Source organism: Aggregatibacter sp. (assembly GCF_057314075.1).
On the sequence record NZ_DBHLAR010000011.1, the window covers coordinates 145,487 to 162,500 of the forward strand.

The 17,014-nt window shown below is 44.4% G+C and carries 10 protein-coding genes; 8 read left to right on the forward strand and 2 right to left on the reverse strand.

From position 1 onward, the window contains the following. Positions 1-101 precede the first annotated feature (101 nt). From rpoB to glmS, 8 genes are all read left to right on the forward strand, one after another. Positions 102-4,130 (forward strand): DNA-directed RNA polymerase subunit beta, encoded by a 4,029-nt coding sequence (gene rpoB / locus ACO5E4_RS08195; protein ID WP_485862695.1) that lies wholly within the window; start codon positions 102-104, stop codon positions 4,128-4,130. A gap of 102 nt (positions 4,131-4,232) precedes the next feature. Beyond that, positions 4,233-8,501: a DNA-directed RNA polymerase subunit beta' gene (rpoC, locus tag ACO5E4_RS08200; protein WP_485862696.1), complete on the forward strand. Its 4,269-nt coding sequence runs from the start codon at positions 4,233-4,235 to the stop codon at positions 8,499-8,501. A gap of 164 nt (positions 8,502-8,665) precedes the next feature. Next, positions 8,666-9,475, forward strand: a complete 810-nt coding sequence (nudC, locus tag ACO5E4_RS08205) for an NAD(+) diphosphatase (RefSeq protein WP_485862697.1) — start codon at positions 8,666-8,668, stop codon at positions 9,473-9,475. Beyond that, on the forward strand, positions 9,456-10,520 hold the full coding sequence (gene hemE, locus ACO5E4_RS08210; RefSeq protein ID WP_485862698.1) for a uroporphyrinogen decarboxylase: 1,065 nt from the start codon (positions 9,456-9,458) through the stop codon (positions 10,518-10,520). Before nudC ends, hemE begins: the two co-directional genes overlap by 20 nt. A 17-nt stretch (positions 10,521-10,537) precedes the next feature. Further along, positions 10,538-11,128, forward strand: a complete 591-nt coding sequence (locus tag ACO5E4_RS08215; protein WP_454905335.1) for a YjaG family protein — start codon at positions 10,538-10,540, stop codon at positions 11,126-11,128. 161 nt (positions 11,129-11,289) lie between these two features. Next, a complete protein-coding gene (locus tag ACO5E4_RS08220) occupies positions 11,290-11,562 on the forward strand; it encodes an HU family DNA-binding protein (RefSeq protein ID WP_006719659.1) in 273 nt (90 codons plus the stop codon). Between the two features lie 136 nt (positions 11,563-11,698). Further along, positions 11,699-12,475, forward strand: coding sequence for a DeoR/GlpR family DNA-binding transcription regulator (locus tag ACO5E4_RS08225; protein ID WP_033002526.1), 777 nt, complete (start codon positions 11,699-11,701; stop codon positions 12,473-12,475). A gap of 56 nt (positions 12,476-12,531) precedes the next feature. Beyond that, the gene (glmS, locus tag ACO5E4_RS08230) at positions 12,532-14,364 is read left to right on the forward strand and encodes a glutamine--fructose-6-phosphate transaminase (isomerizing) (RefSeq protein WP_485862699.1); all 1,833 of its coding nucleotides are present in this window, start codon (positions 12,532-12,534) and stop codon (positions 14,362-14,364) included. A gap of 74 nt (positions 14,365-14,438) precedes the next feature. Here the strand turns inward: glmS and ACO5E4_RS08235 are convergent, their stop codons facing one another. Further along, positions 14,439-15,254: a class I SAM-dependent methyltransferase gene (locus ACO5E4_RS08235; RefSeq protein ID WP_485862700.1), complete on the reverse strand. Its 816-nt coding sequence runs from the start codon at positions 15,252-15,254 to the stop codon at positions 14,439-14,441. Between the two features lie 240 nt (positions 15,255-15,494). After that, the gene (locus tag ACO5E4_RS08240) at positions 15,495-16,994 is read right to left on the reverse strand and encodes a helicase HerA-like C-terminal domain-containing protein (protein ID WP_485862701.1); all 1,500 of its coding nucleotides are present in this window, start codon (positions 16,992-16,994) and stop codon (positions 15,495-15,497) included. Between the last annotated feature and the right edge of the window lie 20 nt (positions 16,995-17,014).

Below are 17,014 nucleotides of genomic sequence, written 5' to 3' on the forward strand. Positions count from 1 at the left end.
AGTGCGGTCATCTAAAACGGTATCTAATATGTTATCACCAATTTTTGCCCAAATTATTGTGTGTTGATTGTGGGTCACTGAACAGCAAACAGAGGAACCCTATGGTTTACTCCTATACCGAGAAAAAACGAATTCGTAAAGACTTCGGCAAACGTCCGCAAGTTTTAAATATTCCTTATTTATTAACAATCCAGCTTGATTCTTTTGAGAAATTTATTCAACGAGATCCGGATGGTCAGCAAGGCTTAGAGGCCGCTTTCCGTTCAGTATTCCCTATTGTCAGTACCAATGGAAATACCGAATTACAATATGTTAGCTATCAATTAGGCGAGCCGGTATTTGATGTGCGTGAATGTCAAATCCGTGGCACCACCTATGCAGCACCATTACGCGTGAAATTACGCTTAGTAAGTTATGACAAAGACGCTGCACCGGGTACGATCAAAGATATTAAAGAACAAGAAGTTTACATGGGGGAAATCCCCTTAATGACCGATAACGGTACTTTTGTGATTAACGGTACTGAACGTGTTATCGTGTCTCAATTACACCGTAGTCCGGGCGTATTCTTTGATAGTGACAAAGGTAAAACGCACTCTTCAGGTAAAGTGCTATATAACGCACGTATTATTCCTTACCGTGGTTCATGGTTGGATTTTGAATTTGATCCAAAAGATAACTTATATGCGCGTATTGACCGTCGTCGTAAATTACCGGCAACCATTATCTTGCGTGCGTTAGGTTACACCACTGAACAAATCCTAGATCTTTTCTTTGATAAAGTTGTCTTTGAAATTAAAGATAATAAATTGCTGATGAATTTAATGCCTGAACGTTTACGTGGTGAAACGGCAGCATTTGATATTGAAGCTAATGGCAAAGTGTATGTTGAACGTGGTCGTCGCATCACTGCTCGTCATATTAAATCCTTAGAAAAAGACAAAGTTAGTCAAGTTGAAGTACCGACTGAATATATTGTTGGCAAAGTTGCAGCAAAAGATTATGTGGATCTTGAAACCGGTGAATTGGTTTGCCCTGCCAATATGGAGCTTTCCCTTGAGTTATTGGCTAAATTGGCACAAGCCGGTTATACACAAATTGAGACTTTGTTTACGAATGATCTTGATTATGGTCCGTATATTTCTGAAACCCTACGTGTTGACCCTTCTTATGACCGTTTGAGTGCGCTAGTCGAAATCTATCGCATGATGCGTCCGGGGGAGCCGCCGACAAAAGAAGCAGCTGAAGCGTTATTTGATAATCTATTCTTCTCTTCCGACCGTTATGATTTATCTGCGGTAGGTCGTATGAAATTCAACCGCTCTTTAGGCATTGAAGAAACTACCGGCAGTGGCACATTAAGTAACGAAGATATCGTTAATGTCATGAAGAAACTGATCGAAATTCGTAACGGTCGTGGTGAAGTGGATGATATCGACCACTTGGGTAACCGTCGTATTCGTTCAGTGGGTGAAATGGCAGAGAACCAATTCCGTATTGGTTTAGTGCGTGTTGAACGTGCGGTGAAAGAGCGCTTGTCTTTAGGTGACCTGGAAGCGGTTACACCACAAGATTTAATTAATGCGAAACCGATTTCTGCTGCGGTAAAAGAATTCTTTGGTTCATCTCAATTATCCCAATTTATGGACCAAAACAACCCGTTATCAGAAGTCACACACAAACGTCGTATTTCTGCATTGGGTCCGGGCGGTTTAACTCGTGAACGTGCCGGCTTTGAGGTGCGTGACGTACATGCAACTCACTATGGTCGTGTGTGTCCGATTGAAACCCCTGAAGGTCCGAACATCGGTTTGATTAACTCGCTTTCCGTTTATGCACGTACTAACGACTACGGTTTCTTAGAAACGCCATATCGTAAAGTCGTCAATGGCCAAGTGACTGAAGAAATCGAATACCTTTCTGCGATTGAAGAAGGTAAATACGTTATTGCACAGGCGAACTCAAACCTTGATGAAAATTTCCGTTTTACTGATGCGTTTGTTACTTGTCGTGGTGAACATGGTGAATCAGGTCTGTATAAACCTGAAGAAATTCACTATATGGACGTTTCTACCCAACAAGTGGTTTCTGTGGCTGCAGCTTTGATTCCATTCTTGGAGCACGACGATGCGAACCGTGCCTTGATGGGTGCGAACATGCAACGTCAAGCAGTACCAACATTACGCGCAGACAAACCATTGGTCGGTACTGGTATTGAGAAAGCGGTAGCGCTTGACTCCGGTGTTGCGGTTGTTGCAAAACGCGGTGGTACGATTCAATACGTGGACGCTTCCCGTATCGTGGTGAAAGTCAATGAAGACGAAACCGTTGCGGGCGAAGCCGGTATTGATATTTATAACTTAATCAAATATACCCGTTCTAACCAAAACACCTGTATCAACCAAATTCCTTGTGTGGAACTAGGTGAGCCGGTTGAGCGTGGTGAAATTTTGGCGGATGGTCCTTCTACCGATTTAGGTGAATTGGCGCTCGGTCAAAATATTCGCGTGGCGTTCATGCCATGGAACGGTTATAACTTCGAAGACTCCATGTTAGTTTCCGAACGTGTAGTACAACAAGATCGTTTCACCACTATTCACATTCAAGAGCTTTCTTGCGTGGCACGTGATACCAAATTAGGTGCGGAAGAAATTACCGCAGATATTCCTAACGTCGGTGAGGCAGCATTAAGTAAATTGGACGAATCCGGTATTGTGTATATCGGTGCAGAAGTGAAGGGCGGCGATATTCTGGTCGGTAAAGTGACACCAAAAGGTGAAACCCAATTAACTCCGGAAGAAAAATTATTACGCGCGATCTTTGGTGAAAAAGCGTCTGATGTGAAAGACTCTTCTTTACGTGTACCAAACAGCGTTTCCGGTACTGTTATTGACGTACAAGTGTTTACCCGTGATGGTGTAGAAAAAGACAAACGTGCGTTAGAAATCGAAGAAATGCAATTAAAACAAGCGAAAAAAGACTTGAGCGAAGAGTTTGAGATCTTGGAAGCCGGCTTGTTTATGCGTGTCCGCAACCTATTGTTATCTGGTGGTTTCGATGCGAAATCCTTAGATAAATTAGACCGCACTAAATGGTTGGAACAAACCTTAGATAACGAGGAAAAACAACACCAATTAGAGCAGTTAGCGGAACAACACGAAGAATTGCGCAAAGAATTTGAACGTAAATTGGAAGTTCAACGCAACAAGATTATCCAAGGCGACGATTTAGCACCGGGCGTGTTGAAAGTCGTTAAAGTGTACTTGGCGGTGAAACGTCAAATTCAACCGGGTGATAAAATGGCGGGTCGTCACGGTAACAAAGGGGTTATCTCCAAAATTAACCCTGTGGAAGACATGCCATACGATGAAAACGGTCAACCTGTTGAAATCGTATTGAACCCGCTGGGCGTTCCGTCCCGTATGAATATCGGTCAAATCTTAGAAACTCACTTAGGTTTGGCGGCGAAAGGCATCGGCGATCAAATTAACGCGATGATTAAACAACAACAATCTATCGCGAAATTGCGTGAATACATGCAAAAAGCCTATGACCTTGGCGGCGGTTCACAAAAAGTGGATCTCAGCACCTTTACTGACGAAGAAGTGATGCGTTTAGCACAAAACTTGCGTAAAGGCTTGCCGATTGCGACACCGGTATTTGATGGTGCCCATGAAAAAGAAATTAAAGGCTTATTAGAGCTTGGTGGTTTACCGACTTCCGGTCAAATTACCCTTTATGATGGTCGTACAGGTGAGAAATTTGAGCGTCCGGTAACAGTAGGTTACATGTATATGCTCAAATTGAACCACTTGGTTGATGACAAAATGCACGCGCGTTCAACCGGTTCTTATAGTCTTGTTACTCAACAACCGTTGGGTGGTAAGGCACAATTCGGTGGTCAACGTTTCGGTGAGATGGAGGTGTGGGCACTTGAAGCTTATGGTGCGGCTTATACCTTACAAGAAATGTTAACCGTGAAATCCGATGACGTGAACGGTCGTACGAAGATGTATAAAAACATCGTCAGCGGCAACCAACAAATGGATCCGGGCACACCGGAATCTTTCAACGTAATTATGAAAGAAATCCGTTCACTTGGTATCAACATCGACTTGGACGAAGAATAAGTCAGGGTATTGACCCCTATTGAGCCCAAGTGCGGTCGATTTTAAAAACGTTTTGAAAAACGACCGCACTTGAATAAGTTTAACTCCGACAGGAGCAAATCTGTGAAAGACTTAGTTAAGTTTTTAAAAGCACAATCAAAAACCGCTGAAGATTTTGATGTGATTAAAATCGGTTTAGCCTCACCTGACATGATCCGTTCTTGGTCATACGGTGAAGTTAAAAAACCTGAAACAATCAACTATCGTACCTTTAAACCGGAACGTGACGGTCTTTTCTGTGCCCGTATTTTCGGACCGGTAAAAGATTACGAATGTTTGTGCGGCAAGTACAAACGTTTAAAACACCGTGGTGTGATTTGTGAAAAATGTGGCGTTGAAGTCACCCAAACTAAAGTTCGTCGTGAACGTATGGGGCATATCGAATTGGCCTCACCGGTAGCGCACATTTGGTTCTTAAAATCCCTGCCGTCCCGTATCGGTTTATTGTTAGACATGCCGTTGCGTGATATTGAACGCGTGCTTTATTTTGAATCTTACATTGTGATCGAACCGGGTATGACCGATCTTGAGCGAGGTCAGTTGTTAACCGAAGAACAATATCTTGACGCGGAAGATCGTTGGCAAGATGAGTTCGATGCCAAAATGGGTGCGGAAGCTATTCAAGCCTTATTGCGCGGTATCGATTTGGAAGCGGAATGCGAAAATTTACGCGAAGAATTACAAGAAACTAATTCCGAAACCAAACGTAAGAAAATCACTAAACGCTTAAAATTATTGGAAGCCTTCTTACAATCCGGCAACAAACCGGAATGGATGGTGATGACCGTATTACCGGTGCTTCCACCGGATTTACGTCCGTTAGTGCCGTTAGACGGCGGTCGTTTTGCGACTTCCGACTTGAACGATTTATACCGTCGTGTCATCAACCGTAACAACCGCTTAAAACGTTTATTGGATTTAATCGCACCGGATATTATCGTGCGTAACGAAAAACGTATGTTACAAGAATCCGTTGATGCGTTGTTAGACAACGGTCGTCGCGGTCGTGCAATCACCGGTTCTAACCGTCGTCCGTTAAAATCATTAGCGGATATGATTAAAGGTAAACAAGGTCGTTTCCGTCAAAACTTGTTGGGTAAACGTGTTGACTACTCCGGTCGTTCTGTAATTACCGTAGGTCCATACTTACGCTTACACCAATGTGGTTTGCCGAAGAAAATGGCATTGGAATTATTCCGTCCGTTTATCTATGCGAAATTAGAAAGCCGTGGTTATGCAACGACAATTAAAGCCGCGAAGAAAATGGTGGAGCGTGAAGACGCCATCGTTTGGGATATCTTGGCTGAAGTCATTCGTGAGCACCCGATTCTATTGAACCGTGCGCCAACATTGCACCGTTTGGGTATCCAAGCATTTGAGCCGATCTTAATCGAAGGTAAAGCGATTCAATTACACCCACTTGTTTGTGCGGCGTTCAACGCGGACTTCGATGGTGACCAAATGGCGGTACACGTACCGTTAACCTTGGAAGCGCAATTAGAAGCGCGTGCGTTAATGATGTCTACGAACAACATCCTTTCTCCGGCAAACGGTGATCCGATTATCGTTCCATCACAAGACGTGGTGTTGGGTCTTTACTACATGACTCGTGAAAAAGTGAACGGTAAAGGTGAAGGCATGTTATTGCAAGACCCACGCGAAGCAGAAAAAGCCTATCGCACCGGTCAAGCAGAATTGCATTCTCGCGTGAAAGTACGTATTACCGAATATGTGAAAAATGAAGCGGGTGAGTTTGAATCAAAAACCACATTAACAGATACGACTATCGGTCGTGCGATTTTATGGATGATTGCACCGAAAGGTATGCCATTTAGCTTGTTTAACCAAACACTCGGTAAAAAAGCGATTTCTAAGTTAATTAACGAAAGCTATCGTCGTTTAGGTTTGAAAGCCAGTGTTATGTTTGCTGACCACATTATGTATACCGGTTTTGCTTATGCTGCACGTTCTGGTTCTTCCGTTGGTATTGACGATATGGTCATTCCGGCGAAGAAATATGAAATTATTTCTGCAGCGGAAGAAGAAGTGGCTGAAATTCAGGAACAATTCCAATCCGGTCTTGTGACCGCCGGCGAACGTTATAACAAAGTAATCGATATTTGGGCTGCTGCCAACGAGCGTGTTGCTAAAGCCATGATGGAAAACCTTTCTACGGAAGAAGTGATTAACCGTGAAGGGAAACCGGAAAAACAAGCGTCCTTCAACAGCATCTTTATGATGGCGGATTCCGGTGCACGTGGTTCTGCAGCACAGATTCGTCAGTTAGCGGGTATGCGTGGCTTGATGGCACGTCCGGATGGTTCCATTATCGAAACCCCGATTACGGCAAACTTCCGTGAAGGTTTGAACGTTTTGCAATACTTTATTTCTACCCACGGTGCGCGTAAAGGTTTGGCGGATACCGCGTTGAAAACAGCGAACTCCGGTTACTTAACTCGTCGTTTGGTTGACGTCGCACAAGACCTCGTTATCGTAGAAGATGACTGTGGTACACACGAAGGTATCGTGATGACCCCGTTAATTGAGGGTGGCGATGAAAAAGTGCCTCTACGCGAACAAGTTTTAGGTCGTGTTGCGGCAGAAGACATCTTAAAACCAGGTACAGAAGAAGTATTAATTCCACGCAATACCTTATTAGATGAAAAATTGTGTGACGTATTAGATGCAAATTCTGTGGACAGCGTGAAGGTACGTTCTGTTGTAACCTGTAATACCGACTTTGGTGTGTGTGCAAAATGTTACGGTCGTGACTTAGCGCGCGGTCACTTGATTAACCAAGGTGAAGCCGTGGGCGTTATTGCGGCACAATCTATCGGTGAGCCGGGAACACAGTTAACCATGCGTACGTTCCACATCGGTGGTGCGGCATCTGCAGCAGCCAAAGAGTCTAGCGTACAAGTGAAAAACAACGGTACATTGCGTTTGGCCAATGCGAAATTCGTGACCAATAACGAAGGTAAATTAGTATTAACTTCTCGTAACACGGAATTAACCGTTGTGGATACCTTCGGTCGTACCAAAGAGCACTATAAAGTGCCTTACGGTGCTATTTTGAACAAAGGCGATCAGCAAGAGGTGAATGCCGGTGAAACCATTGCGAACTGGGATCCGCATACTATGCCGGTTATCTCTGAAGTGAGCGGTTTCGTAAAATTCGTGGATATCGTGGATGGTTTAACTGTTACTCGTCAAACCGACGAATTAACCGGTCTTTCTTCTATCGTGGTGCAAGACGTGGGTGAACGTGCAACAGCAGGTAAAGACTTACGTCCGGCGATTAAACTGGTTGATAACAAAGGTAACGATATTTTCGTGCCGGGTACCGATGTTGTAGCGCAATACTTCTTACCAAGTAAAGCTATCGTGACCCTAGATGACGGCGCAGAAGTGCATATCGGTGATCCGTTAGCACGTATTCCGCAAGAATCTGTGGGAACGAAAGATATTACCGGTGGTCTTCCTCGCGTGGCAGACTTGTTTGAAGCGCGTAAACCGAAAGAGCCTGCGATTTTAGCGGAAATCTCCGGTATCGTGTCCTTCGGTAAAGAAACCAAAGGTAAACGTCGCTTGTTGATTACCCCGGCAGAAGGCGAAGTGTACGAAGAAATGATTCCAAAATGGCGTCAATTGAACGTATTCGAAGGTGAAATGGTAGAACGCGGTGATTTAATCTCCGATGGCGCAGAAACGCCACATGACATCTTACGTTTACGCGGTGTACACGCGGTAACCGAATATATCGTTAACGAAGTCCAAGAAGTTTACCGCTTACAAGGGGTAAAAATTAACGATAAACACATCGAAGTTATCGTTCGCCAAATGTTGCGTAAAGCGATTGTTACCAAAGCTTATGACTCAGAATTCCTTGAAGGGGAACAAGTGGAAGTAGCTCGCGTGAAAATCGTTAACCGTAAACGTGAAGCGGAAGGCAAGCCACCGGTGGAATTTGAACGTGAATTATTGGGTATTACCAAAGCGTCCTTGGCAACTGAGTCCTTCATCTCTGCGGCATCCTTCCAAGAAACCACTCGTGTGTTAACGGAAGCAGCAGTAGCAGGTAAACGCGATGAATTACGCGGCTTGAAAGAAAACGTCATCGTGGGTCGTCTGATCCCGGCCGGTACCGGTTTTGCGTATCACCAAAATCGTCATAAAAATGCGTCAGTTATCGCAGATGAAGATGTGCCGGTAAGACTATCGGCGATGGATGAAGAAGAGATTGCTTCTGAATTCGTCATGACCTCTGAAGATGCCGAGGCCAGTTTAGCTGAAATGTTAAATATGGTAGAAGAAGACGATCACGTAGAATAATATTTCTGCAAGAAGAAACCCGAGCAAAGTCTCGGGTTTTTTTATGGGGATCATTCGCTAAATGAACAAATACCTTTTATAATGACCGCACTTTTTTCTTCTCAGAACCACAAAGTGCGGTAGAAAATGGACGTGTTTTCCGCGTATTGCAGCAGGTGTTAAAAATGAAACGAATTGAGCCTGACAAACGAGGCTTTTGGCTTTTTACGCAAGCGTCATCGATTCATTGGGTGGATGGCAAACTTCCTTTTGGTCGTGCCGATAAGTTAGGATTAACCGGACTTCACGCCATGCGTATTGGCGAGTGGGCAGGACAACCCCTGTATTTGGTGGAATCCCAAATGAATGATGGGCGTGCGTATTTTTCCTTGCGTGATCAGCTATCATTGCCGTTGGAACAATTTAATTTGCTCAGCCGTGGCGTGGAACTCAATCATTTTTACCAAACGCATCAATTTTGCGGCAAGTGCGGTGGAAAAATGGAACAAATGTCGGATGAATGGGCGGTACAATGCCAAGCTTGCGGCTTTCGGACTTATCCTGTCATTTGCCCATCCATTATTGTTGCCGTTCGGCGTGGTTCACAAATTTTGTTAGCAAATCATAGTCGCCATAAAGGCGGTATGTACACAACGCTGGCAGGCTTTGTGGAAGTGGGGGAAACCTTTGAGGAAGCCGTGCAGCGAGAAGTTTACGAAGAAACCCATATTCATGTGCAAAATTTGCGCTACTTTGGTAGCCAACCTTGGGCATTTCCCAATTCGCAAATGGTCGGGTTTTTAGCCGATTACGCCGGCGGTGAGATTCAAATTCAGCCGGAAGAAATTCATGACGCGCAATGGTTTGCTTATGACAAGCCGTTACCTGAGCTGCCACCCCATGGCACGATTGCGCGCAAACTCATTGAAGCGACACTGGCATTGTGTCAACAACATCATAATCACGAGAGATTTTATGACCACATTAAAAAATGACCGCTATTTAAGAGCCCTTTTACGTCAACCTGTGGATATGACGCCGATTTGGATGATGCGCCAAGCCGGGCGGTATTTGCCGGAATACAAAGCCACTCGTACGCAAGCCGGTGATTTTATGTCCTTGTGTCGCAATGCAGATTTAGCCTGTGAAGTGACATTACAACCGTTGCGCCGTTATGCATTAGATGCGGCAATTTTATTTTCCGATATTTTAACGATTCCCGATGCCATGGGGCTTGGCTTAAGTTTTGGCGCCGGTGAAGGGCCGAAATTTGAACGGGTTATCGACAGCAAAAGTGCGGTGGAAAATTTACCTATTCCGGATCCGGAGCAAGAACTGCAATATGTGATGAATGCGGTGCGTACGATTCGCCGTGAACTCAATGGTGAAGTGCCTCTTATCGGCTTTTCCGGGAGTCCGTGGACATTGGCTACTTACATGGTGGAAGGCGGTTCTTCTAAAGCCTTTACGAAAATTAAAAAAATGCTGTATAGCGAACCACACTTATTGCACGCCTTGTTAGATAAACTGGCTGACAGCGTGATTCTTTATTTAAATGCGCAAATTAAAGCTGGTGCGCAGGCGGTTATGGTGTTTGATACGTGGGGCGGCGTGTTGGCGCATCGTGAGTATCCGGCGTTTTCTTTGCGTTATATGCACAAAATCGTGGACGGTTTGATTCGTGAACATGAAGGACGCCGTGTGCCGGTTACCTTATTTACCAAAGGCGGTGGATTATGGTTAGAAGCCATGGCTGACACAGGCTGTGATGCCGTGGGATTAGATTGGACGGTGGATATTGCGGAGGCACGTCGTCGCGTTGGGCATAAAGTGGCATTGCAAGGCAACATGGATCCAAGCGTGCTCTATGCGCCAGCCGGTCGAATTGAAGAGGAAGTGCGGTCGATTTTGGCAGCGTTTGGTGAAGGGAGCGGCCATGTATTTAATCTTGGGCATGGCATTCATCAGGACGTGCCGGAAGAAAGCCCGAAAGTGTTGGTGGATGCGGTACACCAGCTATCCAAGCCTTATCATCTCTAAAGTGCGGTAAAAATAATATGCGAAATCCGATTCATAAACGTTTAGAAAATCTCGCCACTTGGCAGCATTTAACTTTTATGGCGTGCCTATGCGAACGAATGTATCCCAACTATCATTTGTTTTGCCAAATCACAGAACAACCACAAAACGCCAAGGTGTATCACAATATTTTGAATTTGGTGTGGGAATATTTAACGGTTAAAGAGGCCAACATTAATTTTGAAAATCAGTTAGAAAAACTGGAAAACATTATTCCGGATGTGAATGACTATGATTTTTACGGTGTTGTGCCGGCATTAGATGCTTGTGAAGGGCTGGCGGAAGTGTTGCATACCATCATTGCCGGCGCGTCATTGGAGCAAGCGGTGAAAGTGAGTCAACTGTCATTGGGAACGGTGGCTGATTTATTAGTCGAGCAAAATGGGCGTGAATTATCCGAAGTAGAATTAAAGGAAACGGAAGAAATTCAGCAGGAATTAGACGTGCAATGGCAAATTTATCGTACATTAAAAGAGGCAGAAAAATACAGCATTGAATTGATTTCTGACTTGAAAAATGAGTTACGTGAGGTGGGGATCTCAAATATTTGTATAAAAATTAATCAATAGTGTGATTTTTTCCACAAATTTTAAAAATCCTGCTTTGTTTTCAAGGCAACTTAGATTAAGCTTTGCCTGCACTCACTGCAGTGATTCTGGTTTATTGAATAAGGTATCTTAAAATACTTATTCAGCCACTGTTAAATTTCTTAAAAAGAAGGTACTAATCCATGAACAAAACAGACTTAATTGATGCTATTGCAAGCGCCGCTGAATTAAATAAAAAACAAGCTAAAGCAGCTTTAGAAGCAACTTTAGACGCAATTACCGGTAGTTTGAAAAAAGGTGAAGCTGTACAATTAATCGGTTTCGGTACATTTAAAGTAAACGCGCGTAAAGCTCGTACTGGTCGTAACCCACAAACCGGTGCAGAAATTAAAATTGCTGCTTCTAAAGTGCCAGCATTCGTTTCTGGTAAAGCATTAAAAGATGCTGTTAAATAATTAGTTCTGATATTTAATTCTCAAGCCCTGTTTCCTGTAAACAGGGTTTTTTGTTGCCTATCTTTTTATTTACATCCTTCCTAAATCGCTATAAACTTTCGAACCGAAATTTAACTGGAACTATTTTGGCTTGGAAATGACTAAACGACACATTCAGCCTCGCAATACCCAACAACGTCGTCATGGCATCATGCAATTATTGCTGGAGCGTGGGGAAGTTAGCGTTGATCAGCTTGTTCAGTTGTTTGATACTTCGGAAGTCACGATTCGTAAAGACTTAACGGTATTAGAAAATAACGGTTTCTTAGTGCGTCGTTACGGTGGTGCGATCTTAATGCCGCAAGAACTCATTGAGGACGAACAGGAAGATTTTCTTTCGGAACGAAAGTTGGCCATTGCTAAACGGGCAGCCGAACGCATTTTAGATCACAACCGTATTATTATTGATAGCGGGACGACCACGGCGGCATTGATTAAACAGTTGAACAACAAGCAAGGGTTGGTGGTGATGACCAATTCTATGTATGTAGCGAACGAGCTGCGTTCCCTCGAAAATGAGCCAACGTTATTAATGACCGGTGGCACATGGGATAAGGCTTCTGAGTCTTTTCAAGGCAAAGTGGCGGAGCAAGTATTGCGTTCCTATAACTTCGACCAGCTGTTTATCGGTGCCGATGGAATTGATTTTGATCGGGGAACAACCACATTCAACGAATTGGTTGGCTTAAGCCAAGTGATGGCCGATGTGGCGCGCGAAGTGATTGTGATGGTGGAATCTCAAAAGATTGGGCGAAAGATGCCTAACGTTGAATTGGTGTGGCAGCAAATTGATGTATTGATTACCGATAATTTGTTGTCGGAAGACAGTAAGAAACGCATTGAAGCCCATGGTGTAGACGTCATTTGTGCTTAAAAATGCGGTTATTTTAAATAATGTTTTTTTAGCTTATTTCAGGAGAGCAAAAAGTTATGTGTGGAATTGTTGGTGCCGTCGCACAACGTGATGTGGCAGAAATTTTAATTAATGGATTACATCGCCTTGAATACCGTGGTTATGACTCCGCAGGATTGGCAGTAGTCAATTTACAACATGAATTACAACGTGTACGTTGCTTAGGCAAAGTGAAAGCGTTGAATGAGGCAGTGGAAAAATCACCGCTTATCGGTGGCACCGGCATTGCGCATACTCGCTGGGCCACTCACGGCGCACCTTCCGAAGATAACGCCCATCCGCACGTTTCCGGTAATTTTGCGGTGGTGCATAACGGCATTATCGAAAACTATGAAGAATTGCGTGCGTTATTGAAAGCGCGTGGTTATGTGTTTACCTCCCAAACAGATACGGAAGTCATTGCGCATTTGGTGGAATGGGAAATGCGCAGCACAGGCAGTTTATTGGAAGCCGTGCAGAACGTCGTAAAACAATTAACCGGTGCCTATGGCATGGTCGTGATGGATCGTATGCATCCGGAACATCTTGTGGCAGCGCGCTCCGGCAGCCCATTGGTGATCGGTTTGGGCATCGGCGAAAACTTCCTGGCTTCTGACCAACTTGCTTTGTTAAGCGTTACCCGCCGTTTTATTTTCTTAGAAGAGGGCGACATTGCAGAAATTACTCGCCGTTCCGTGGATATTTACGATCGTGATGGTCATAAAGTCGAGCGTGAGGCGCATGATTCCAATTTAGAAAACGATGCGGCGGAAAAAGGCAAACACCGCCACTTCATGCAAAAAGAAATTTACGAACAACCAACCGCACTTATCAACACGATGGAAGGTCGTGTAACCCACAATAACGTGGTGGTGGAAGCGATCGGTAACGGCGCGAAAGATATTCTCGAAAAAGTGGAACACATTCAAATCGTGGCTTGTGGTACATCTTACAATTCCGGTATGGTGTCTCGTTATTGGTTTGAAAGCGTGGCCGGCGTGAGTTGTGATGTGGAAATTGCCTCTGAATTTCGTTACCGCAAATTTGTAGTACGCCCAAACAGTTTATTGATTACGATTTCCCAATCCGGTGAAACGGCGGATACCCTAGCCGCCTTACGTTTAGCGAAAGAAAAAGGCTATATGGCAGCGATGACGATTTGTAACGTAGCCGGCTCGTCCCTCGTGCGCGAATCGGATCTGGCATTCATGACCCGCGCCGGCGTGGAAATCGGGGTAGCCTCCACCAAAGCCTTTACAACGCAATTAGCCGCATTGTTAATGTTAGTCGTGGCGGTTGGTAAAGCCAAACAGACCCTTTCCACTGAGAAAGAACAGGAAATTGTGAAAGCATTGCAAGCGTTGCCGGCGGAGATTGAAAAGGCTTTAGCATTCGATAAACACATTGAAACCTTGGCGGAAGATTTTGCCGAAAAGAACCATGCGTTATTTTTAGGTCGCGGCGAGTTCTACCCCATTGCGATGGAGGCCTCGTTAAAGTTAAAAGAAATTTCCTACATTCATGCAGAAGCCTATGCCGCCGGTGAGCTAAAACACGGTCCGTTAGCCTTAATTGATGCCGATATGCCGGTGATTGTGGTCGCACCAAACAATGAATTGCTGGAAAAAATCAAATCCAACATAGAAGAAGTGCGCGCCCGTGGCGGTCAATTGTATGTGTTTGCCGATAAAGAGGCTGGTTTTAGTGAGGCGGAAGGCATGAAAATCATCACTATGCCAACGGTAAATGATATTACCGCACCGATTTATTACACCGTGCCGATGCAGCTGTTGGCTTATCACATTGCCCTGATTAAAGGCACCGATGTGGATCAGCCTCGTAACTTGGCGAAAGCGGTTACCGTGGAATAATCTCTCAAAACGCCTGAAATTCTGACCGCACTTTGAATGATAAAATCAAAGTGCGGTCTTTTTTTCCTCAAATTTTAAATAATCCGATACCGTAAGAATCGATAAGATTTGCGGGCTTTGGGGAATATCCACATGATGGCGGCTTTCAATAAACCAATGCGTTTCCAAGCCGGAAAGTCGAACATATATTTTGCTGAAATCAGTTGCAAATTATTTGCCCAAGGCTCCATTTCATGATCATTATCGCAACCATAATCAAACTGTGCCCGCATATGTTTTATTACGTCATGATGTTTTTTCGAATTGCGGCTCATCCAAGTGCTACCGATATCAAAAGCGATTTCACCACCGCTAAAACGGGCGGCTAAATCTTTAAATAGTTTTTTTACTAGTGCTTCATTGAAATACATCAATACGCCTTCAATAACAAATAAAAACGAAGCATACGGGTATCGTGTTTTTAATCCGTCCATCCAATCCGTTTCAAAAGCTGAAGCGGGCAATAAAATTTCGTTTTCCGCCGGAGGCATCATTTGCTTGCGTAATGCAATGACATCAGGCAAATCCAGTTCATAGAAAGGAATGTTTTTGCCGATATCACCAACACGTTCGCATCGTGCATCTAACCCGCAGCCGATTATAACAATAATCGGTTGTTGATGGTGTTGAATAAAGTCTTTAGTCACGTTATCCAGATATGTAGCGCGAATTGCTGAACCGACGGAACTGTGCACAGCAGTATCAAATTTACTGAAATCATAATCGATTTGCGGTACTAGACGCAGAGCCGATTCATCATGAATAATCGGATTGGGTTTTAATGATTCTTGATAGCGCATATATAGCGGAATAAGCAGGGTTTCACTGACCGCATCTTGAATTTGAAACATAGTTACTCCTTATGTTTATCCTGCTTGTTTGCAGTGAAATAAAGCTATGGCGCGCAGTACGACGTAAACTGCCGTCGAGGGAAAGTTGTTTCTCTTTAATAGTTGTGATTATAGGTGAGAATTATTCTTAATTAAAGACTGGGTAATGAAGGGTGAAAAACATTAAAAAAAATGACCGCACTTTTTAAGTGAATATTGTCAGTGAATATTAAAAAGTGCGGTGCTTTTTTCGGAGGAATTTTATTTCTTAAATGCGCCTAAAATTCCTCGCATAATTTGTTTGGTGATTTGGCTGCGGATGTTGCGTCCTACGGCTTTGGCGACACCGCTGACTAATTCTTCCGTCACGGTTAATTGCTCACCGCGTTTTTTCGTACCGAAAATCATACGGCTAAGGCTACCCATAATGCCGTTTTCTTCTTCCTGCTTGGCTTGTTCTGCTTGTTTTTGCGCCACAGCGGCTAAATCCGCTTGTTGGTTTAACACTTCAAAAGCAGATTCGTTATCCACGTAATCTTTATAGAAAGCGTATAAATCGTCGTCTTTCACCCAAGCGGTGCGCTGTTCGGCAGTAATTGGCGCGAGTTGGCTTTTCGGTGGGAAAATGTAAGCAATCTCCACCGGTGTTGGCATGCCTTTTTCATCTAAGAACGAGACTAATGCCTGGCCTACGCCGAGTGTTGAAATGGTTTCAACCACATTAATGTTCGGGTTAGAACGGAAGGTTTCCGCGGCTGATTTCACGGCCTTTTGATCGCGCGGTGTAAAGGCGCGCAAGGCGTGTTGTACGCGGTTGCCTAATTGACCGAGCACGGTGTCCGGTAAATCCAATGGGTTTTGGGTCACGAAATAAATGCCCACGCCTTTGGAACGAATCAAACGCACAACCTGTTCCACTTTATCCACTAATACACTTGGTGCGCCGTCAAACAGTAAATGTGCTTCATCAAAGAACATCACAAACTTTGGTTTATCAGGGTCGCCCACTTCCGGCAATTGTTCAAACAATTCCGCCATTAACCAAAGCAAGAACGCGCTGTACATGCGTGGGGAGTTAATTAATTTTTCCGAATTAAGCACATTGATGACGCCGCGTCCGTCACGGGTTTGTAGCCAGTCATCTAAGTTAAGCGCCGGTTCGCCGAATAAATTTGCCGCGCCTTCGTTTTCTAAGGTTAATAAGGCACGTTGAATGGCGCCTACGCTGGCGGCGGACACGTTGCCATATTCCACTTGGAAGGTTCTGGCATTTTCTGCCACATATTTCAGCATGGCACGCAAGTCTTTTAGGTCGATAAGCAATAAGCCTTTGTCATCCGCAACGCGGAACACAAGATTGAGCAAGCCTTCTTGCGTCGCGTTGAGGTTTAATAAACGGGAGAGCAACAACGGCCCCATTTCGGAAATGGTGGTACGGAGCGGAATGCCGGTTTCGCCGAACACATCCCAGAAGGAGACTGGGTAGCCGCTTAAATAGCTTTCACCGCCTAAATTGAATTGTTCAATACGCTCAGCAATTTTGCCTTGCATCGCACCCGGCTGTACTAAACCAGAAAGGTCGCCTTTCACATCCACTAAAAACACCGGCACGCCATCGTCACTAAAGGCTTCCGCCATTTTGCGTAATGTGACGGTTTTTCCTGTACCGGTGGCACCGGCAATTAAACCGTGGCGGTTGGCCATTTTCGCGGTAATACCAAGTTGTTGGTTTTGGCTGGTTTGGGCAAGTAAATATTGCATATTTTCATTCCTAATTGATT